Source organism: Ruegeria sp. AB9 (assembly GCF_056542585.1).
This window is the reverse complement of sequence record NZ_JBQGAA010000002.1, coordinates 264206-282455: the sequence shown is the minus strand read 5'-3', so window position 1 is coordinate 282455 and position 18250 is coordinate 264206. Positions and strand designations below refer to the sequence as shown.

Sequence of the window (18250 nt, the reverse complement as noted above, 5' to 3'; positions counted from 1 at the left end):
AAGCCCGAGCGAACTTGCGTTGAACCCGACTTTGAAACCTCTTTCTGTCCTGATTACCGCGGCTCTGATCGCCAGCGCCAGCCAGGGTATGGCAGAGGATTGGACAGGCGGATATGTGGGCCTCAGCTTTGGGTTTGCGGATGCGGATGGACCGGGCGGTTCAAGCGGAGATGACACCGCATTTGGCGCACATGTAGGCTATGATCAGGATTTCGGAAATTTCGTTCTGGGCGGTGAACTGGAATATAACCGCCTGTCCCTGAACCTAAGCCAGTCTCAGGGCAGCCTGGACAGCATGACCCGATTAAAACTGCGCGGTGGATACGATTTTGGCAGTGCTCTGGGGTATGTCGTCGTTGGGGCGGCGCGGGCCGAGACATCCGTCGATAGCGACACGGCTGCCGTTTATGGAATCGGCGTTGCCTATCCGATCGGTGAGAACTTTGTCATCAGCGGTGAAGCGCTGCGGCAGGATTTTGACGATGTCACCCGGTCCAACGGTGGTTTGGATTCGAACGTCTTCAATCTGCGCACAACGTTTCGCTTCTAGCATTGGGTCTATTCAGCTGCGTGCTGCTTTGCGAGCTGAGACGCGAAATTACAGAGCACTCTCAATGACCTTGTGAAGCTGTCATCATCCACTGTCATGGCAACCCGAATATGGCCCGCGGCGGCCGTACCAAAGCTTTCGCCCGGCATGACGGCAATTTTGTGCGTGTCGAGCAGGGCGTTGGCAAAGTCTTCACCTGACAGCCCGGTCGCTCGGATATCCAGCATCAGATACATGGCACCTTGCGCGGGCACGAGGCCTACAGTGTTTTGTGCCGCCAGTATGTCCATTGCCAATGAACGGCGGCGACGGAAAGGAGCTGCAATCTTCTCTTCCAGTTCAGTCCCCATGGTCAGCGCAAAGCTGGAAGCGTCCTGAACAAACCCGGGAACGCCGTACGTGGTGTGTGTGGCCAGATTGATCAGGTGGCTGATGACCTCTTCGGGTCCGACGATCCAACCACATCGCGATCCTGTCATGGCATGGGATTTGGACATAGATCCAACCACCAGCGTACGCTCTGCCATGTTGGGCAGCGTGCGCGGAGACACATGTTCGCCGTCCCAGACCTGCGTGTCATAGACTTCGTCCGAGATCAGCCAAAGGTCTCGCCGCTGACAAACTTCAGCAACTGCTTCAAGAGATTGACGGGAATAGACCACACCGGTCGGATTGTTTGGCGTATTGATCAACAGCGATACAGCCCCTTCAGCAGCGGCATCTATCCACTCAGCTTTGGGTTGAAAGGCGTCCTCAGCAGTGGCCTGAACCGCACGGGCGATGGCTCCGACACCCCGAATCGTACCGGGGTAGGTGGCGTAATAAGGGTCAAGGAACAGGCCAATATCACCGGGATCGCACACAGCCATATGCGCCGCGAACAGGGCAGCCTGTCCGCCCGGCGTGATGAGAACGTTGTTGCGTGTCGTCGGAACGCCGGTGCGAGTCCGAACCCGGGCGGCGACCGTGTCACGCAACAGATCCGTGCCGGGCACCATTGCATAGCCAGTGTGACCATTGCGGGCCGAGAGTTCCATCGCTTGCAGTATCGAAGGATCGGTCCGGGTGTCATGCTCACCAATCGTCAACTCAGTTACGGCTTGTCCTTCGCGCAACATCCGGCGTGCCCGATAAAACACCTCCCAGCCGTCGCTGCCGCCGCCGGTGATCTGCGTGATGCGTTCAGACAATTTCATAACATCGCCCCTGGATTGCTTCGCGCTGAATGGGGCAGAGCAGTGGCCGTTTGTCAATCAGCTTCGCGGTGGTAATGTCGCTTGTACCTTTTTTGTCAACGACGCGCGAACGAGGTCATAAGAAACCGTCAAACGATGTCGTAATTCCTCTACCTCTGCGTCAAACGGAAGGCGGACCCAGCTGCGGTGGAAATAGGGGGCTTTCACTCCGACACCGGCATCAATCACCATCTGCGCCGTTTCCACGTCAGGCGTTTTGACCGATACGCCGTCATTTGCCGTGCCGATACAGGCAAACATCTTGCCGCCGACTTTCCAGGCGTCATGCCCGCCGCCCCATGGGTCAGACACCTCGGCACCGGGGAATTCTTTGCAGATGGAATTGACGTAATCTCGGTCCATGACCTGCACTGTGCCCAAGCGCTCGAATAAACTCAATGCTTGGCTTAAAGCGGATCCCGTGCTAACCGATGGGTCATGAACCCGGTGACCTGCATCATTATCTGCTGCATTACCTGCTGATTTATCAAGCGGGCCGGTTTCTTTCGTTTTCATCCCTGAGACAAGTTGCTAAGCCCGCGCCAACGCGCAAGCCTTTGCTGTTTCTTAGGAGCCCGACCGATGACGACGATCAAGCTGCACAACACGCGGACGCGGACGAAGGAAGACTTCGTACCGATCGACCCTGATAACGTGCGGATGTATGTCTGTGGCCCAACGGTCTATGACCGCGCGCATCTGGGCAATGCCCGTCCGGTGGTTGTGTTCGACACGTTGTATCGTCTGTTGCGCCATGTGTACGGCCCGGATCAAGTGACTTATGTGCGCAATTTCACCGACGTGGATGACAAGATCAATGCAACCGCGCTGAAGCGCAAACAAGCCGGAGCCGAAAGGTCGTTGGAGCAACTGGTTCAGGAACGCTCGGACGAGACGATTGGCTGGTATCTTCACGATATGGGTGCTTTGGGCACGCTAGAGCCAAACGAAATGCCGCGCGCGACTCAGTTCATCGCTCAGATGATCGCGATGATCGAAGATCTGATTGCCAAGGGCCATGCCTATGCCGCCGAAGGCCATGTTCTGTTCGCGGTCGACAGCTGGAAGGAAAGCTACGGCAAGCTGTCTGGCCGGTCGGTAGATGACATGATCGCAGGCGCACGGGTCGAGGTGGCGCCGTACAAGAAGAACCCGATGGATTTCGTTTTGTGGAAGCCTTCAACCGATGAGTTGCCAGGCTGGGACAGCCCATGGGGGCGGGGACGTCCGGGGTGGCACATCGAATGCTCGGCCATGGCTTATGAGCTTCTGGGCGAGAGCTTTGACATACATGGCGGCGGCAACGACCTGATGTTCCCACACCACGAGAACGAGATTGCCCAGAGCAAATGCGCGCACCCGCATGGGGAGTTCGCGCGTGTCTGGATGCATAACGAGATGCTGCAGGTCGAAGGCAAGAAAATGTCCAAGTCGCTGGGCAATTTCTTCACCGTGCATGATCTGCTGGAGCAAGGCGTACCGGGAGAAGTGATCCGCTTCGTCTTCCTGCAGACGCATTATCGCAAGCCGATGGACTGGACCGAGAAGAAGGCCCGTGAGGCAGAGACAATGCTGCGCAAATGGCGGGCGCTGACAGCGGGCATTGAGCCCGCAGCCAGCGCGGCACCTGAGGTGATCGCGGCGCTGAGCGATGATCTGAATACAGCAGGTGCCATGGCGGAACTTTACCGTCTGGCGGCAGATGGAGACGCGGCAGGTCTGTTGGCGAGCGCACAACTGCTGGGTCTGCTGTTGCCCGAGATAGGGGATTGGGCCGATACAGCGTCTGTTGACCTTACTGCCCATGCGGATCGTTTAGCGAACGCACGCGCGTCTGCGATGCAAAACAAGGACTTCTCGGAGGTTGATCGGCTCAAGGCAGCGTATGTTGCAGCGGGGCTTGAGGTCCGAATGAGCAAGGAAGGTGTTGAACTGGTGCCTGGCACCGGCTTTGATGCCGCCAAGCTGGAGGAGGTCTGATGGCCAAGGAACGCCTCTACCTCTACGACACCACACTGCGCGACGGACAGCAGACGCAGGGCGTTCAGTTCTCGACCGCTGAAAAAGTGCAGATCACACAGGCGCTGGACGCATTGGGGGTGGATTACATCGAAGGCGGTTGGCCCGGCGCCAACCCTACGGACAGCGCATTTTTCGAAGCTGCCCCAAGGACTTCGGCCCGGTTGACGGCCTTTGGCATGACCAAGCGGGCAGGGCGTTCGGCTGAGAATGACGACGTTTTGGCCGCTGTGATGAATGCGGGCACGCAGGCTGTCTGTCTGGTGGGCAAGTCGCATGATTATCATGTGACCCACGCGCTTGGCATTTCGCTTGAAGAGAACACCGAAAATGTTCGCGCTTCGGTCGCGCATATCGTGGCGCAGGGGCGTGAAGCCCTGTTTGATGCGGAACATTTCTTTGACGGATACAAAGACAACCCGGAATACGCGACGGAAGTATGCCGTGCGGCGCTGGATGCCGGAGCGCGATGGGTTGTACTGTGTGACACCAATGGCGGCGCGTTGCCGTCCGATGTCGGGCGGATTGTATCTGAGGTTATCGCGGCAGGCTTGCCGGGTGATCGATTGGGTATTCATACCCACAACGATACCGAGAATGCGGTGGCCTGTTCGCTGGCTGCTGTTGAGGCAGGTGCCCGGCAAATTCAGGGAACCCTGAATGGTTTGGGCGAACGCTGTGGCAATGCGAACCTGACCGCTCTGATTCCGACACTGCTGCTGAAAGAACCTTATGCCTCGCAGCTTGAAACCGGCGTTAATCCGAAAGCTCTGGCCGGGTTGACCCGTACCAGCCGAATGCTGGATGACGTTCTGAACCGAGTTCCAAGTAAGCAAGCTGCTTATGTAGGGGCTTCGGCCTTTGCACATAAGGCCGGTCTTCACGCAAGCGCGATCCTGAAGGACCCGTCGACTTATGAGCATGTGGACCCGGCGAGCATTGGCAATGAACGCATCATTCCGATGTCGAACCAGGCTGGTCAGTCGAACCTGCGTAAACGCCTGACCGAGGCGGGGCTGAGCGTTGAAGCCGGTGATCCCGCATTGGGCCGAATCCTGGAACGGATCAAAGATCGTGAAGCGGATGGCTATTCCTATGACACCGCGCAAGCCAGTTTCGAACTGCTGGCGCGGGATGAACTGGGCCAACTGCCCGAGTTTTTTGAGGTCAAACGTTACAAGGTCACTGTTGAACGGCGGAAGAACAAGTACAACAAAATGGTCAGCCTCTCCGAGGCCGTTGTTGTTGTGAAAGTGGACGGCGAGAAGAAACTGTCCGTCAGCGAGTCCATGGACGAGTCGGGCAGCGACCGGGGGCCTGTGAACGCTCTGGCCAAGGCTTTGGCCAAGGATCTGGGTCAATACTCGCAGATTTTGTCGGATATGCGCCTTGTCGACTTCAAGGTGCGCATCACTCAGGGGGGGACCGAGGCGGTCACACGCGTCATCATCGACAGCGAAGACGGGCAGGGGCGGCGGTGGTCGACCGTAGGCGTCAGCGCGAACATAGTCGATGCGTCCTTTGAGGCGCTGCTGGATGCGATACAGTGGAAACTGGTACGGGATTGCGATCCACAAAAGGCAGCGGCCGAGTGAGTGTGATTTTTGACGACGATGTCAAAGCCTGTGCCGCATTGGTGCAGCGCGCTGATCCTGACCGGTTCCGCGCCACAATGGCCGCACCTGTGCCGGCCCGGGCAGTTCTGTTTCCGATCTACGCACTGAATGTTGAAGTCGCCCGTGCGCCGTGGGTGACGCAGGAAGCAATGATTGCCGAGATGCGGCTGCAATGGTGGCGCGATGCCCTGCAGGAGATTGCCGAAGGGGCGAATGTCCGCAGGCATGAAGTGGTGACGCCTCTTTCCAGAGTTCTGTCACCGCATTTGGCCGGTGTGTTAGATGAGTATGTCGCTGTAAGGCGTTGGGATATATACCGTGATCCGTTTGAGGACCAGGAGCATTTCGACGCCTATATCAATCACAGTTCCGGGTCGCTTTTTGTTGCCTCTGCGCAGGCACTGGGTGCGGCGGATGAAGCTGTGTTGCGTGAATTTGGATACGGGGTAGGTGTGGCAAACTGGTTTCGCGCCATTCCTGAGTTGGAAAACCGGGGTCGCATACCTTTGCTGAACGGCACGGCGGATGGGGTGCAGAAGCTGGCGCAATCTGCCCTTGATCGTTTGCACAAGGCGCAATCGAACCGGACCGAAGTGTCAGGACTGGCTCGCCCCGCGCTCTACGCAGGGTGGCTGGCGGAATGGGTTCTGAAACAGGTTATCGCACGGCCGGAACGAGTGGCAGAAGGGGCGCTTGATCCGGGCGAGTTGCATCAACGACTGTCACTGATGTGGACAGTTGGCAGCGGGCGTTGGTGATCAGACGCTTTCGGGATCGGCGGGGCGCAGGACCAGCCACAGAAGGGCACCACCCGCCAGCGTCAGCAAGGGGATCATGGCCAGGTTTACGGCTGTCCATCCCTCGATTGCAGAGCCGCCCGAACAGTTCATCAACCCGCCCGAGGCCAGAGACGCCAGCGTCACTCCGCCAAACACCAGCAGGTCGTTGAGGCCCTGCATCCGGCCGCGCTCTTGCGGTTCATGCGAGGCGGCCAGCATTGTGGTCGCTCCGATGAAGCCGAAGTTCCAGCCAACGCCCAATAGGACGAGGGCGACGAAAAAGTTCCCCAATTCAACACCCTGCAAGGCGACCAAACCCGCTGCGGCAAGGATCGCCAGACCCAGCGCCACAATCCTTTCCACGCCAAACCGGGCAATCAGGTGGCCGGTAAAGAAACTGGGGACATACATTGCCAGAACGTGGCTGGTGACGATGTCCGCTGCGTCATTGGCGGAATATCCGCATCCGACAACTGCAAGCGGTGTCGAGGTCATCACAAGGTTCATCAGTGCATAGGACACCATGGCGCAGATGATCGCCACGGCGATGCGAGGCGTTTTCAGCAACTCCAGCCTTGACCGTCCCTTGGGTTCGTCAGCTGTGGGTTTCGCAGGCGTAGGGATGTCGAGAAAGAAGAACAGCGCTGAGCCCAGAACATTGATCCCGATGACAGCCAAATATGTTCCCAGAAACGGAATAACGTAAGCCTCTGAGGTGAACTTGACGATCTGAGGGCCAATAACGGCGGCTGCCAATCCACCGGCCATCACGTAGGAAATCGCCTTAGGGCGGTAATCGTCAGATGCCGTGTCGGCTGCCGCAAACCGGTAAAAACCGTGGGCACTCATGTAAATGCCGGTCAGCAGACTGCCGACAAGGAAGATCGGAAATGAGCCGTGGAACAGGCCGTAGGCACCGATCAGCCCCCCCATTGCGCCGGCTGTCGCCCCAACAAGGAACCCCACGCGACGGCCCCATTTCTGCATGATGGCAGAGATAGGTGTGGCCGCCAGCATTGATCCCAGAACGATCAGCGATATGGGCAGGGTCGCCAAACAGGGGTTTGACGCCAGCGACTGACCTGCAAGCCCTCCGACGATGAACATCATCGGCATTTGCGCACCCAGGATGGCCTGAGCAGCCACCAAGACCGCCACGTTGCGTTTGGCCTGTCGGTCGTCTGGAAGGGTTGATGTCATGGTCATGTGCGAATGGTTATCGGCTAAGTGTTTGCGGCACAAGCGGCTTGCATCTGCGTCACATGCGCCTAACGTGCCCGAGATAGTCGAGCAGGGAGGCCGCATGTCCGTAGGTCGCATCATCGAAACGCCGGATTGCGTAACGGAAGGGGCCGAATGGTTGGCCCAAACCTGTCCGCGGATGGCCTATGCGATGGATCAGACCGGCCCTTTGCCCTTGCGCCGCCGACCTGATGGGTTTGCGCAACTGCTGAGTGCCATTGTCAGTCAGCAAGTCAGCGTGGCTTCGGCCAACGCGATCTGGAAACGGTTGCAGGATGCCAAACTGACCGGCCCGCGCAAAATCATGTGGGCTACGGATGACGAGCTGCGGGCAGTGGGCCTAAGCCGACAGAAGATCCGATACGCGCGGGCGTTGGCCGAAGCGCGAATAGATTACAAGGCCTTGCGAGACGCACCTGATGCAGAGGTTATCAGAACACTGACTCAGGTTTCAGGCATCGGTGTCTGGACTGCCGAAATCTATGCCATGTTCTCGCTTGGTCGTGCGGACGTGATCGCACCCGGCGATCTGGCGCTGCAAGAAGCAGCACGTGTCCTTTATGATTTGCCCAAACGTCCAACGGACAAAGAACTGCGAAAAATGGCCGAGGCATGGTCACCCTGGCGTTCGGTTGCGGCGCGGGTGTTGTGGGCCTATTACCGGGTTGCAAAGCAAAGAGAAGGGATCAGATGACACGGGTTTTGAATGCGCTTAGGAAAGAGCCTGTTTCGGGGGACACGCGCTCGGTTGTGGTGTTCGTGCATGGCTATGGCGCAAACGGTGCCGACCTGCTGGGTTTGGCCGATCCGCTGGGTGAACATCTGCCCGACACGTTGTTCGTGGCCCCCGACGCGCCCGAGCAGATCCCCGGAATGCCCAATGGATTTCAATGGTTCCCGATCCCCTGGATTGACGGGTCTTCCGAAGAAGAGGCGCGCCGGGGCATGGAGATGGCGGTCGAGGACTTCAACGCCTTTCTGGACGCCCTGATGGTGGATGAGGATGTTTTGCCTGAACAGGTTGTCCTGTTTGGCTTCAGCCAAGGCACGATGATGAGCCTGTATGTCGCGCCCCGCCGGGAAGACCCTGTGGCCGGGGTTGTCGCTTTTTCGGGCCGTTTGCTGGAGCCCGACCTGTTGGCGGATGAAACAATCAGCCGGATGCCCGTCTTGCTGGTGCATGGCGATGCCGACGACGTTGTCCCGCCACAATCGCTGCCTGAAGCCGCGGAAGCCTTGCAGGCTGCGGATTTCAAAGAGGTTTATGCCCACGTCATGAAAGGCACGGGTCACGGCATCGCCCCGGACGGGCTCAGCGTTGCGCTGGCCTTCATGCGCGACAAGCTGAGCCTTTAAACGTGATCGCTGTCCGACCGATGATGCGAGAGGATGTGGCCGAGGCGTGCCGCATCCTCAATCAGATCATCGAAATCGGAGGTACAACCGCGTTCGAAGTTCCGTTTTCAGAGCCCTTGTTCATGCAAAGCTATCTGGAAGGTGCGGACAAGATCTGCTGCCACGTTGCCCTTGATGATCAGGGCGACGTAGCCGGCTTTCAATGTTTGGAACGCATTAGGCGTTGCCGGAAGACTGCGCAGATATCGCCACATTCACGCGGCGCAGGCCCACCCTTCGTGGGTCCGGACGTGCTCTGTTTCTGGAATCCGTCAAAACGGCGGTTGCGCTGGGATTTCGTGCAATCAATGCGACCATTCGGGCAGATAACGTTCCGGGCTTAAGCTATTATGAAAAAATGGGTTTCAGAGATTACTCTGTCGCCTATGGAGTGCCGTTGCGCGATGGTACGCCGGTGAACAGAATCTCGAAACGGTTTGAACTGGATTAGTCCCACAAGTGGCCTTCGGCGAACTCTACCGAGTTTCCAGCCGGGTCGCGCACATACAAAGACCGAACGCCACCGGGCCAGTCAAACTCGGCGTCTACGGGAATATTCCAGTCCAGAAGATGTTTACGCATTGCCGCGATTTCCTCACGCGACAGGACAAGACACACATGTCCCGGGCCGCGCGCACCGTGGGGCGGAACGGGCATGTCCGGGTTGAGGGGTGGTTGCTCGGTTTGGTCAGGGTTGAAAATCAGCAGTACCGATCCGCCAATGCGATAGAACACATGGCGATCAGCGACACGCTGAATGCGCTCAAGCCCCAGAACCTCACCATAAAACTGTTCTGCTGCCCCCAGATCATCGACGTAGAGCGCCGCTTCCAGAATGGCCGACGGAGCCGGAATATCAGGCGTTATCTTCATGGCCCGAGTTTAGCAGATCAGGGCAGGGTATGTCACCGTCGCGGGCGACGGTCGCGTTTGCGTTGCGGGGCAGCGTTCAGCGCCGGCATGGGCAGGCTGTCCCATTGCCCGGGTTCAAGATTGTCCAAGGTCCAGTCTCCGACGCGGTAGCGGATCAAGCGTAAGGTCGGCAGACCTACGGCGGCGGTCATCCGGCGAACCTGACGGTTTTTGCCTTCGCGTATTGTGAGCTCTAGCCAGCAGTCCGGTACGGTCTTGCGCTCGCGGATCGGTGGAGTGCGGGGCCAAAGTTGATCCGGCTCGTCGATCTGACGCGCCTTGGCTGGGCGGGTCAGACCATCTTTTAACTCAACACCGTTGCGCAGTGCCTTGAGGGCAGCCTCGTCGGGGATGCCTTCGACCTGAACCCAATAGGTTTTGGCCATTTTGTGTTTCGGGTCTGAAATCTGGGATTGCAGCTTTCCGTGATCCGTCAGCAGCATCAAACCCTCACTGTCACGGTCCAACCGGCCTGCTGGATAGACGCCAGGCAGATCGATAAAATCAGACAAAGTACTACGCGGACCGTCCGTATTGGCGCGGTCGGTGAACTGCGGCAGCACATCATAAGGTTTGTTGAAGCGAATGAACCAGGACATGTCCCGCGCATAGCCCGAAGAACACCCCCGGCGCAAGCTGTGGATAACCGTCACAAGCTTGTTACGGATTCGCTTTACCCAGTCGGCGACATATTGTGGAAACTCAGGGCTTGTCAGAGTTTTAACACGATATATAGTTATTAAAAGACCGGGGCGGGTGCTCCCCGCTCTGGTGTCACAAACGGGCAGCTGAGAGCGAGGAGCGATTCTGTGATGGACGGAGACTTCAGGACCGAATTTGTAAGGGAGCCGGGTACGCTCAAGCATCACCCGGCCCTGGTTTTGAACGCCGATTATCGCCCCTTGTCTTATTACCCGTTGTCGCTGTGGCCCTGGCAAGAAGCGATCAAGGCCGCCTGGCTGGACAGGGTGGATATCGTGGCCGAATATGACGAAGTTGTCCGAAGCCCGAGTACCGAGATCCGAATACCCTCGGTCGTTGTTTTGAAAGACTATGTAAAACCCAGAAAGCGCGTGGCCTTCACGCGCTTTAATTTATTTCTACGGGATGAATTCCGCTGCCAGTACTGCGGCAGCCGTGACAACCTGACTTTTGATCATGTGGTACCGCGGGCCGCTGGTGGTGTGACCAGCTGGCAGAACGTGGTGGCGGCTTGTAGCCCATGCAACCTGCACAAAGGATCAAAGTCGCTGCGTCAGGCGAGGATGACGCTGCGCAAGCCGCCGCGTCAGCCCGATGCCGAAGCGTTGCGCAATATCGGACGGAAATTCCCGCCAAACCACCTGCATGAAAGCTGGATCGATTTTCTGTACTGGGATGCGGAGCTGGACGAGTTTTAAGCCGCGCGAGATCTCCAAGCGGCAAGCCAGATCAACACCAGCACAGCAGAAGCAATGGCATTCCAACCCGCCATCGATATTCCGAACATCTCCCAGGGGATATCATCGCAACGCACTAACGGCGCGGACATGATCTGATCGAACAGATCGTCGCTGCTCAGCCCGCTGATATCGCCTGAAGTGCAGCTGTTGGGACCTTCCCACCAGCCTTGCTCAACTCCGGCATGGAATGCACCGATGGCCGAAGTCGTCGCCGCGGCCAATGCACCCAGCAACGGCAGGAAGTTAAGCCGGGGCAGCGTAAGCGCCACAGCACCAATCGCGATGGCCACCGCATGCGGGTATCGCTGCCAGATGCACATTTTACACGGTGCAAGCCCGCCCAGATGCTGAAAGCCAAAAGCGGAAAGAAGAAGGATCAGGGACCCAAGACTTGCCAGTAAAACAAGTTGCGAACGTCTCGTCATAAGTATTTTACCACCAGGAATCCACCGAACAGGAGGATGATGAACAGAGTGAACATGAGCCCAAGGCGCTTTTCGATGAAGTCGCGGATCGGCTCTCCAAAGCCCCAGAGCAGGCCCGCGACAAGGAAAAACCGTAACGCGCGTGCCAGAATCGAGGTTGCCATGAAGGTTCCAATCGGCATGCCGGTCCAGCCGGACATAATGGTTATGACCTTGTAGGGGAAGGGCGTCACACCGGCGGCCAGCACGGCCCAGAAACCGAAGTCGTTAAAGCGGGTGTTGAATTCTTCCATTGCGTGGGCTTTGCCCATGGATTCCAGAATGGGCTGGCCGATGCTTTCATAAAAGAACGCACCAATCGCATATCCAAGCATCCCGCCCAACACCGAAGCCACCAGCGCAACGGTTGCGATCAACCAGGCGCGTGACGGGCGGGCCAGAATCATCGGAATCATCAATACATCTGGAGGTATCGGAAAAAACGAACTTTCGATGAAGGCCACAATGGCCAGCGCCCACAGCGCATGAGGATGTTCGGCCAGACGAATGGTCCAGTCATAAAGCGATCGTAACATAAAGCACTCAAATCCCGTTTTCGGTCTGGAGCCAAGCCAAACCATGCACCTGACGGACCGTCAACAGCCGAGGGTGAAACAAATGGATTATTCGATGGTTTTTGCCTCTGGACCTTCGCTCGGATGGGCGCTAATCCAATGTCCGTGGCCCAAGTGGCGGAATGGTAGACGCAGGGGATTCAAAATCCCCCGGTAGTGATACCGTGCCGGTTCGAGTCCGGCCTTGGGTACCAAAGTAAAAACAGGGGGTTAGGGGAACCTGCCACCTGTTTTTTCTTTTAAGGGTTTTCCCTTTCTCACACATCTAACTCACACTTTCTCGTTCTGGTCTTGTTCTGTTCCTCAATGCGTTCTCGAAAAGGAATCTCGGCGGGCCAAGACTAAATTGCGTTGTTAAATAAGTGTTTAACTCCTAATCTGCCCGGATAGGACGATCTTATTTCGGGAGCACAACTTTGCCATACTGTAAGAAAATTATCGTTTCATCGCTTTGTTTTACCATTGGATTCGGCGCTTGCGTAGCCGCTGAGGAAGCTGACCCTTCGCCGCAAAGCGCAGATTCGTTTGTCGCTGTGCCAATTAGTGGCGGTGTTGACGTCGGCAATATCGTTTATTCGGTGGGGCGTGTTACCGATCCCAGCACTATCCAACCCGGTGAACCCATGCCTGGTTATCCAGGCACACAAACCCTGAAGATGTCGGAATTTCTAGAGGAAAGTGCAGTATCAGGGACTACCATTGTTCTGGTTCCAACCGGTGAAATGGATCTGTCGCAACTTGAGGAAATCATGGGGTCTTCGGCTGCCCGCGAAGGAACGCCGGTTCTTGTGCAGGGCGGCGCAACCATTGAGAAAACCGGCCAATAGGCCCGCCACTTAGAGAAGCCAGTGGGCTAAAGCCTTCGTTTTTGCGCTGCTTTCGACAGCCTGCGACGGTCAGCCTTGCGACGATAGTATGCGACCATTTCGGCGCTTTGGGTTGTGACGGCCTGAATTTCAGCGTCAGAACAACCGGCCTCGGCAAGCCGGACAATCGCCAGTTTGCGTAGGCCGTGCAGAACAAAAGGCTTTGCCTTCGGACCCAGATCTTTGCGCCAGGCACGGAACGCTTTCTCTACAACGTTGTAGCCCAAAGGCTCGGTCAGGTTCTTGGACAGCACGTGAGCGCCAGAGGCGGGCAGCGAGGCGATGTATTCGCGCAGGTCGCCGGGGCAGTAGGTTTCGAACAGTTCGTCGGACTTTTCGTCCGGAACGTCCATCCACTCGCCCCGGAACTGTTTGCGCTCCATCTGGATTGCCGCATTCGGGCGCTGCCCTGTTCCAAGGATCAACTCGGCAGCGGTGCGAACAACAGGCGGGGCATCTGCCAGCTTTTTGACCATCCACTCAGGCCATGGCTCGAACTCGCGTTGTTTGCCGAAGTGCTCGATTCCAACCGTCGGGTTGGGTCCGAGCGGCTAATCCAGTTTGTTGACAGCGTAGTTCCACAAAAGGCTGACCGTTTGCAGGCGCTTATCAGCCTTCCTTGGAGTGTCCGAAAGAGCGTCACGCACCTTTCGCATTCCCTGTTTTGTGGTTCGACGAACGTCCTTGTTCGCGTTGTTCAATAGCTGGCTGTCCATTTCCCAGCGATATGAGGTTTTGGTGCCTTCGCTAAGCCTGGCCTGAATTCGCTTATCAGTTCGCCATGCTTCAACCAGATCTTTCCACGTGTATTTCTCGGGCTTCTGCTTCTTTTCATGACGGCCAGCCTGACAAGCCCAATAGAGCGCATCGAGTTCTTTCGGGTCGCCCTTCCACTTGAGCAGAATCGTGCGCTGTTTCGGCTTACCGTTCTCTGTCCACGTGATCCGGTAATTGGGCTCCCAAACCTCTTTCGACTTGTTGAATTTCCAGACAAGACGAGGCTTTACGATGCGAGGTTTAGGTGGTCGGCTCATACTTCGATATCTTCCTCGGGGCGCGCGGGATCGCCGTTCGCGATCGCGCACAGGTCCCGCATGTTCCAACGTTCAATTCCGCCCGCCAACTTCTTAGGGGGCGGCAAAGCGCCATTGTCCACCAAATCGCGAAATTCCTTCGTCGACATGTCCAGCAGCTTAGCTGCGGTCTTTTCTTTGGCAAGCCATGGCATGTTCATGGCGTTTGCCTCTCACGCAGCTTTTGGCTTCGGGCCCGGTGCTTTTGCGCCGGTTAGTTTCATTTGCAGCTTGGCCGCGTCCTTGTAGACGACACTATCGGACACCCCGAGGCGCTGGGCGATTTGGGGGGCGGTCAGGTTTGAGTTGATCAGCTTCGCGACCCTTTTACGCCGCAGATCCAGTTCGTTCACGCGGGTGTCGGGTTCTGCATCGTCCTCGGGGCGCTGACACCGGATCAGGTGCTCGCCGCGCCAATCCTGTTCGTTGGGCGTCACGCGGCCCTCCTGCGAGTTTTGACCTCAAACCGAATGCGTTGGCCATCTGGGCAAACCATTTCGAGTTCCTGAGGAACACGCCGCACCTCTTTTTCGGCCTCTTGGCGTGTATATTTACCGGCAGAAACGGAATCCGACGTGTAGCCGCAGTAATTTGCGCCATAGTAGGCGTCTTTGTCTCGGGCCCAGATCATATAGGCGGGCTCGTTACCAAAGATGATGTGGTGCAGGGTTTCAGCTCGGCGGTAGTTGGCGGTTCGCACAGCAATTGTCAGCTCGCGCTCTAACCGTTCACGCCGTTTCTTTTCGTTCCGTATGTGACGCAGATTTCCGGGGCGCTGGGCGTAGATTTCCCAACAGGCAAAGTTGTTTAGGTCATTCTTCCCAAAAAACAACCCACCACATATTATTGATGTTATAGAAAGCCTTTCCGCGACGAATACGACCGTCACGACCTGCGAACCAAACCGTTTGGCCGTGGTGCAGTTCAAGCCCATCCTTCGATTTGCGATTATTCGCATACTGACAAATTGGCCGCCCTAGCTCTTTGTCTGAATGCGAACTTTCGGCGTAGCCCTTTTCGACGCGCTCAAGGGCTGTCAGATCACGGCGAAGCGCAGACCGACCTTTTGAAACGGTGACGTCGGCAATGCCTTCAAGCCATTCTGAGATCTTTCGAACTTCGATCCGGAACCGTTTTTGGTCGAGGTATTCCATACGATCGAACTTGTCGAAATCATAGCGCCGACCATTTCGGTTATCGATAGGCCAGGTATCGGCCCAAACCTTAACTTCAACACTGCGCCCGCCGATTTCGATTGAAGCCAGCAACGAACCTTTTGTGGCAATCCGATGATTATGGCTCAGTATGGAATAGTGTTTCTTTGTGTGGGGGTTGGCTTTTATTGACCAGCCACGCTCGCGCATTTGCCGAATGAGGCCGCCATAGATTTCTTCGCGGAACGTAGGGTCGTTTGGATCGTCTTGCGTGATCCCGATAAATGTTTCGTGAAAGTGTATGTTCAATTGGCGTTTGCTCATGCTGCTTTCCTTTGCAAATCTTCGACCAGATGGCCGCAGTTGGCTTGAATGAGTGCGCAGGCGGGGAAGGGGCTGACGCTATTGCCGCAACAACTCACCTGTACGGTTTTGGGGAAGGGCTGCCAGATCCACTCGTCGCCCTTTTCTTTCCAAGCGCCCTCAATCACGTAGTCGGACGGGAAGCCCTGCGCGGTGAACAGCTCGCGCGGTGTCAGCATCCGCATACCGATATCAACCACGACAAAGGTCTGACCGTCGATTTCCAGCGTTACGAACTCGCCGCCGTCCCAAGCGTCATGCTTGCGCAAGAACTCGGCCATTCCGCTCAGTCGGTTGCTGAGAATACTTATGGTGGACGTGAGGCGCGGCTGAGAGAGTTCGCTAGGTGGGGCGTGAAGGCTGGGCTTTAAGAGCGACCTAAATCTCTTGCTACCGGGTAAAGGCTTACGCCGGTGAGTCCCAATCTCTTTGTTTTGAGACCGTTTGCACGTGCCTAATTCAGAGGTTTCGAAGGCTGTTCAGTTTTGGGTGTTCCACGCTGAATTTGAACCTACGAGTTGCTTTTGCAACATCTGTTTCAAACATCTGGGTTTTCAGGTGGTTGGTGGAAAAAGTCGTTTAGCGTAGAATACTGGAGATTTTAGGTGAGTGGATTTGTGTTATGTCAGATGCATCAGAGCTTGTTAGAACTATATCAGAGTTTATTAGACCATTTTTGGATTGGTATCACTTAGGCATTTTGGTGATCGTCTTAGTTGTTTTCAACTTCGCGCTCATAAAGAGTCGTCGTTCGTCTAGAAGCGATGCCGTCCAACTGGAATTGAAATCTAAGCGAGCAGCCAATATTACCATAACTGGTGACGTTTCTGGTGGTGATTTAAACGTCGTTCTCACAGGTGATACGCCTTTGCCCTTCGACATTCAGACGGTGTTCTTCGGCACCAACCGAGGACTTGGTAAGTCAACCGAACGGCTCGACTATACAGATGAGCGTACGGATGTGCTGAAAACAGGCAGGGCTTATATCTCTGTTCCTAAGAAACGAAAAATAGGGAAGGTCAATCGACCTCTTTCGCTTGTTTTCGCTGGATTCCGCCTATGGGAGCAGGAAGAGAGTCCTGAAAAGCACTTTAGCGTTCTCAAAATTGAAGAACTGAGTTCCAGCAAACTGCAGGAGTTGTCAGCAATAGAACTTGAAGAGTCAGATCGGTTCAAAAGTTCCGCATTTCTTTTTGTTCACGGGTTCAATGTCACATTCGACAATGCTCTCTACCGAGCAGCACAGTTAAGCCACGATCTCAACTTTGACGGCCCGGCCTTCATGTTTTCTTGGCCTGCTGTGGGAACTGTTTCAAACTATGCGACCGATATGGATAGTGCTGCTCTCGCGGCGCCACATCTCGACGACTTTATCGACATTATCCTTAAGACTGAAAATGTAGAAAAACTGCATTTGGTTGTTCATTCTATGGGTAATGCCGCGCTTGCTGAGATGATGAAAACAGTTGGCACAAAATTGGCTAGTAGGAAGGGCAAGACTATCGATCAGTTAATACTTGCAGCGCCCGATATCGACGTAGGGATATTCAATCAAATTGCGCATCATTTCACCAACTACGCAAATGGCGTTACGCTGTACGCGTGTAATACCGATAGAGCACTTTTGTTGTCTAAGAAACTAAGGAACGATTACCCACGCGCAGGGGACGTTTCAAACGAAGGTCCAGCGATATTCCCCGAAATTGATACAATAGACGTCAGTGCTGTTGGTACATCTCTGTTCGCGCTGAATCACTCTGTTTACGCCGAAGACAGGGGAGTACTGGATGATCTGGGCCAGCTTATGTTGAAGGGTGAACGCCCTCCGCCGCAACGAATGCCTACACTTAAGTCCAAAACAAACGCTCGTGGCACTTACTGGGTTATGCCCGCCTAATGCCCAAGGCTGGAACAAGAATAGGCTGGGAGAGATGAACTCTCCTGAGGGTCAATTTGTACTATATAAATAAGGCACTTAAGTCCAAATTCCCGTTAGATAAGAGTTTTAGTTCAGTCCTTTCTTAAGGGGCACCATCAGGGAACACTCAAGGGTCGCATTCGCTCCGAAAGACCAATTGAGGATTGATGATAGCTTGCCATCACTTGCAGTTGATACATCATCACCATGTTCGCAAGAACAGGTAAGTCCTCACCTTAAGGTTAGAACCTGATAGGGCACCTGAATTATTCAGGCATACCATCAGGGGGAACCTTAGAGCCTCTCGGCTTTGGTTTGTTGAAAAGAATGATCGAACCCTAATCTACCATTTCACGCTCCTTAGGACGCCCCACGGCGAGCCGACAGGGTACTTTGAGGGGAAGCTATCAGCGTCATCAGCAGGGGAACCTACAGGTGAGCTTAGAGGTTGGCCGCACAGGTGGCCCCAAAAGCGTTGCTAAGGTGTTGGTGAAGTTAGGAAACCCTCTGGTCATCAATGGTCTTTTCCAGCATTGCGTTTCCCTCAATCGGCAGAAAATTGTGAGTGCCAGAGATAGATATAGATGCCGCGCGACCCCCCCGGTGCCCCCTGATCGAACTACCTACCAGCACACAGACAGCACACT

The 18250-nt window shown here is 55.8% G+C and carries 24 protein-coding genes and 1 tRNA gene; 11 read left to right on the top strand and 14 right to left on the bottom strand.

The genetic code is table 11. From position 1 onward, the window contains the following. Positions 1 to 31: 31 nt before the first annotated feature. Positions 32 to 550 (top strand): outer membrane protein, encoded by a 519-nt coding sequence (locus ACR0K5_RS07255; RefSeq protein WP_480629035.1) that lies wholly within the window; start codon positions 32 to 34, stop codon positions 548 to 550. Between the two features lie 8 nt (positions 551 to 558). Here the strand turns inward: ACR0K5_RS07255 and ACR0K5_RS07250 are convergent, their stop codons facing one another. Continuing rightward, a complete protein-coding gene (locus ACR0K5_RS07250; protein ID WP_480629034.1) occupies positions 559 to 1746 on the bottom strand; it encodes a pyridoxal phosphate-dependent aminotransferase in 1188 nt (395 codons plus the stop codon). Between the two features lie 57 nt (positions 1747 to 1803). After that, positions 1804 to 2148, bottom strand: coding sequence for an MmcQ/YjbR family DNA-binding protein (locus ACR0K5_RS07245; RefSeq protein WP_480629033.1), 345 nt, complete (start codon positions 2146 to 2148; stop codon positions 1804 to 1806). Between the two features lie 219 nt (positions 2149 to 2367). Here ACR0K5_RS07245 and cysS point away from each other — a divergent pair, with 219 nt between their 5' ends. Genes cysS through ACR0K5_RS07230 form a run of 3 tightly spaced genes read left to right on the top strand, consistent with a single transcriptional unit; the run spans position 2368 to position 6178 of the window. Continuing rightward, a complete protein-coding gene (gene cysS, locus ACR0K5_RS07240; protein WP_480629032.1) occupies positions 2368 to 3765 on the top strand; it encodes a cysteine--tRNA ligase in 1398 nt (465 codons plus the stop codon). After that, positions 3765 to 5399: a citramalate synthase gene (gene cimA, locus ACR0K5_RS07235; protein WP_480629031.1), complete on the top strand. Its 1635-nt coding sequence runs from the start codon at positions 3765 to 3767 to the stop codon at positions 5397 to 5399. Before cysS ends, cimA begins: the two co-directional genes overlap by 1 nt. Before the next feature lie 2 nt (positions 5400 to 5401). Beyond that, positions 5402 to 6178 carry a squalene/phytoene synthase family protein gene (locus tag ACR0K5_RS07230; protein ID WP_480629359.1) on the top strand — a complete coding sequence of 259 codons (777 nt, stop codon included), beginning with the start codon at positions 5402 to 5404 and terminating at the stop codon, positions 6176 to 6178. Here the strand turns inward: ACR0K5_RS07230 and ACR0K5_RS07225 are convergent, their stop codons facing one another. Continuing rightward, positions 6179 to 7405: an MFS transporter gene (locus ACR0K5_RS07225; RefSeq protein WP_480629030.1), complete on the bottom strand. Its 1227-nt coding sequence runs from the start codon at positions 7403 to 7405 to the stop codon at positions 6179 to 6181. Positions 7406 to 7502: 97 nt separating this feature from the next. On the opposite strand from ACR0K5_RS07225, the gene ACR0K5_RS07220 reads away from it, so the two are divergent. Genes ACR0K5_RS07220 through ACR0K5_RS07210 form a run of 3 tightly spaced genes read left to right on the top strand, consistent with a single transcriptional unit; the run spans position 7503 to position 9180 of the window. Further along, positions 7503 to 8135 carry a DNA-3-methyladenine glycosylase family protein gene (locus ACR0K5_RS07220; RefSeq protein WP_480629029.1) on the top strand — a complete coding sequence of 211 codons (633 nt, stop codon included), beginning with the start codon at positions 7503 to 7505 and terminating at the stop codon, positions 8133 to 8135. Continuing rightward, the gene (locus tag ACR0K5_RS07215) at positions 8132 to 8797 is read left to right on the top strand and encodes an alpha/beta hydrolase (protein ID WP_480629028.1); all 666 of its coding nucleotides are present in this window, start codon (positions 8132 to 8134) and stop codon (positions 8795 to 8797) included. Before ACR0K5_RS07220 ends, ACR0K5_RS07215 begins: the two co-directional genes overlap by 4 nt. 2 nt (positions 8798 to 8799) lie before the next feature. Next, positions 8800 to 9180: an N-acetyltransferase family protein gene (locus ACR0K5_RS07210; protein WP_480629027.1), complete on the top strand. Its 381-nt coding sequence runs from the start codon at positions 8800 to 8802 to the stop codon at positions 9178 to 9180. A gap of 103 nt (positions 9181 to 9283) precedes the next feature. Here the strand turns inward: ACR0K5_RS07210 and ACR0K5_RS07205 are convergent, their stop codons facing one another. Then, complete coding sequence (locus ACR0K5_RS07205; RefSeq protein ID WP_480629026.1) at positions 9284 to 9709, bottom strand: VOC family protein; 426 nt, start codon at positions 9707 to 9709, stop codon at positions 9284 to 9286. Positions 9710 to 9741: 32 nt separating this feature from the next. After that, the gene (locus tag ACR0K5_RS07200) at positions 9742 to 10347 is read right to left on the bottom strand and encodes an rRNA large subunit pseudouridine synthase E (RefSeq protein WP_480629025.1); all 606 of its coding nucleotides are present in this window, start codon (positions 10345 to 10347) and stop codon (positions 9742 to 9744) included. Positions 10348 to 10560: 213 nt separating this feature from the next. Between ACR0K5_RS07200 and ACR0K5_RS07195 the strand changes: the two genes are divergently transcribed. Next, a complete protein-coding gene (locus ACR0K5_RS07195) occupies positions 10561 to 11148 on the top strand; it encodes an HNH endonuclease (RefSeq protein WP_480629024.1) in 588 nt (195 codons plus the stop codon). Here the strand turns inward: ACR0K5_RS07195 and ACR0K5_RS07190 are convergent. Further along, positions 11145 to 11615: a disulfide bond formation protein B gene (locus tag ACR0K5_RS07190; RefSeq protein ID WP_480629023.1), complete on the bottom strand. Its 471-nt coding sequence runs from the start codon at positions 11613 to 11615 to the stop codon at positions 11145 to 11147. The genes ACR0K5_RS07195 and ACR0K5_RS07190 overlap by 4 nt on opposite strands. After that, the gene (locus tag ACR0K5_RS07185) at positions 11612 to 12190 is read right to left on the bottom strand and encodes a YqaA family protein (protein WP_480629022.1); all 579 of its coding nucleotides are present in this window, start codon (positions 12188 to 12190) and stop codon (positions 11612 to 11614) included. The genes ACR0K5_RS07190 and ACR0K5_RS07185 overlap by 4 nt, the downstream gene beginning before the upstream one ends. A 147-nt stretch (positions 12191 to 12337) precedes the next feature. Here ACR0K5_RS07185 and ACR0K5_RS07180 point away from each other — a divergent pair. Together ACR0K5_RS07180 and ACR0K5_RS07175 are read left to right on the top strand one after the other, a co-directional pair. Beyond that, a tRNA-Leu gene (locus ACR0K5_RS07180) sits at positions 12338 to 12423 on the top strand. Between the two features lie 429 nt (positions 12424 to 12852). Continuing rightward, the gene (locus ACR0K5_RS07175) at positions 12853 to 13056 is read left to right on the top strand and encodes a hypothetical protein (RefSeq protein WP_480629021.1); all 204 of its coding nucleotides are present in this window, start codon (positions 12853 to 12855) and stop codon (positions 13054 to 13056) included. 26 nt (positions 13057 to 13082) lie between these two features. Here the strand turns inward: ACR0K5_RS07175 and ACR0K5_RS07170 are convergent, their stop codons facing one another. The 7 genes from ACR0K5_RS07170 to ACR0K5_RS07140 form a co-directional block, all read right to left on the bottom strand. Next, on the bottom strand, positions 13083 to 13571 hold the full coding sequence (locus ACR0K5_RS07170; protein ID WP_480629020.1) for a tyrosine-type recombinase/integrase: 489 nt from the start codon (positions 13569 to 13571) through the stop codon (positions 13083 to 13085). 75 nt (positions 13572 to 13646) lie between these two features. After that, positions 13647 to 14129 (bottom strand): hypothetical protein, encoded by a 483-nt coding sequence (locus tag ACR0K5_RS07165; RefSeq protein WP_480629019.1) that lies wholly within the window; start codon positions 14127 to 14129, stop codon positions 13647 to 13649. Next, positions 14126 to 14278, bottom strand: a complete 153-nt coding sequence (locus ACR0K5_RS07160) for a hypothetical protein (protein WP_480629018.1) — start codon at positions 14276 to 14278, stop codon at positions 14126 to 14128. Before ACR0K5_RS07160 ends, ACR0K5_RS07165 begins: the two co-directional genes overlap by 4 nt. A gap of 63 nt (positions 14279 to 14341) precedes the next feature. Next, a complete protein-coding gene (locus tag ACR0K5_RS07155) occupies positions 14342 to 14605 on the bottom strand; it encodes an HTH domain-containing protein (RefSeq protein WP_480629017.1) in 264 nt (87 codons plus the stop codon). Then, complete coding sequence (locus ACR0K5_RS07150) at positions 14602 to 15000, bottom strand: hypothetical protein (protein WP_480629016.1); 399 nt, start codon at positions 14998 to 15000, stop codon at positions 14602 to 14604. Before ACR0K5_RS07150 ends, ACR0K5_RS07155 begins: the two co-directional genes overlap by 4 nt. Continuing rightward, entirely contained in the window at positions 14981 to 15646 is a 666-nt protein-coding gene (locus ACR0K5_RS07145) for a hypothetical protein (RefSeq protein WP_480629015.1), read from the bottom strand. The genes ACR0K5_RS07150 and ACR0K5_RS07145 overlap by 20 nt, the downstream gene beginning before the upstream one ends. After that, a complete protein-coding gene (locus ACR0K5_RS07140; protein WP_480629014.1) occupies positions 15643 to 15966 on the bottom strand; it encodes a hypothetical protein in 324 nt (107 codons plus the stop codon). The genes ACR0K5_RS07145 and ACR0K5_RS07140 overlap by 4 nt, the downstream gene beginning before the upstream one ends. Before the next feature lie 341 nt (positions 15967 to 16307). Between ACR0K5_RS07140 and ACR0K5_RS07135 the strand changes: the two genes are divergently transcribed. Next, the gene (locus ACR0K5_RS07135) at positions 16308 to 17582 is read left to right on the top strand and encodes an alpha/beta hydrolase (protein ID WP_480629013.1); all 1275 of its coding nucleotides are present in this window, start codon (positions 16308 to 16310) and stop codon (positions 17580 to 17582) included. Positions 17583 to 18250 lie beyond the last annotated feature (668 nt).

What these genes read in the sequence shown, in the direction of transcription:
- ACR0K5_RS07195 (WP_480629024.1), top strand. Translation starts at nt 10,561, where the DNA reads ATGGACGGAGACTTCAGGACCGAATTTGTAAGGGAGCCGGGTACGCTC.
- ACR0K5_RS07165 (WP_480629019.1), bottom strand. Translation starts at nt 14,129, where the DNA reads ATGAGCCGACCACCTAAACCTCGCATCGTAAAGCCTCGTCTTGTCTGG.
- ACR0K5_RS07190 (WP_480629023.1), bottom strand. Translation starts at nt 11,615, where the DNA reads ATGACGAGACGTTCGCAACTTGTTTTACTGGCAAGTCTTGGGTCCCTG.
- ACR0K5_RS07145 (WP_480629015.1), bottom strand. Translation starts at nt 15,646, where the DNA reads ATGAGCAAACGCCAATTGAACATACACTTTCACGAAACATTTATCGGG.
- ACR0K5_RS07200 (WP_480629025.1), bottom strand. Translation starts at nt 10,347, where the DNA reads ATGTCCTGGTTCATTCGCTTCAACAAACCTTATGATGTGCTGCCGCAG.
- ACR0K5_RS07170 (WP_480629020.1), bottom strand. Translation starts at nt 13,571, where the DNA reads ATGGTCAAAAAGCTGGCAGATGCCCCGCCTGTTGTTCGCACCGCTGCC.
- ACR0K5_RS07185 (WP_480629022.1), bottom strand. Translation starts at nt 12,190, where the DNA reads ATGTTACGATCGCTTTATGACTGGACCATTCGTCTGGCCGAACATCCT.
- cysS (WP_480629032.1), top strand. Translation starts at nt 2,368, where the DNA reads ATGACGACGATCAAGCTGCACAACACGCGGACGCGGACGAAGGAAGAC.
- ACR0K5_RS07225 (WP_480629030.1), bottom strand. Translation starts at nt 7,405, where the DNA reads ATGACCATGACATCAACCCTTCCAGACGACCGACAGGCCAAACGCAAC.
- ACR0K5_RS07205 (WP_480629026.1), bottom strand. Translation starts at nt 9,709, where the DNA reads ATGAAGATAACGCCTGATATTCCGGCTCCGTCGGCCATTCTGGAAGCG.
- ACR0K5_RS07245 (WP_480629033.1), bottom strand. Translation starts at nt 2,148, where the DNA reads ATGGACCGAGATTACGTCAATTCCATCTGCAAAGAATTCCCCGGTGCC.
- ACR0K5_RS07135 (WP_480629013.1), top strand. Translation starts at nt 16,308, where the DNA reads ATGTCAGATGCATCAGAGCTTGTTAGAACTATATCAGAGTTTATTAGA.
- cimA (WP_480629031.1), top strand. Translation starts at nt 3,765, where the DNA reads ATGGCCAAGGAACGCCTCTACCTCTACGACACCACACTGCGCGACGGA.
- ACR0K5_RS07215 (WP_480629028.1), top strand. Translation starts at nt 8,132, where the DNA reads ATGACACGGGTTTTGAATGCGCTTAGGAAAGAGCCTGTTTCGGGGGAC.
- ACR0K5_RS07140 (WP_480629014.1), bottom strand. Translation starts at nt 15,966, where the DNA reads ATGGCCGAGTTCTTGCGCAAGCATGACGCTTGGGACGGCGGCGAGTTC.
- ACR0K5_RS07160 (WP_480629018.1), bottom strand. Translation starts at nt 14,278, where the DNA reads ATGTCGACGAAGGAATTTCGCGATTTGGTGGACAATGGCGCTTTGCCG.
- ACR0K5_RS07250 (WP_480629034.1), bottom strand. Translation starts at nt 1,746, where the DNA reads ATGAAATTGTCTGAACGCATCACGCAGATCACCGGCGGCGGCAGCGAC.
- ACR0K5_RS07175 (WP_480629021.1), top strand. Translation starts at nt 12,853, where the DNA reads ATGCCTGGTTATCCAGGCACACAAACCCTGAAGATGTCGGAATTTCTA.
- ACR0K5_RS07220 (WP_480629029.1), top strand. Translation starts at nt 7,503, where the DNA reads ATGTCCGTAGGTCGCATCATCGAAACGCCGGATTGCGTAACGGAAGGG.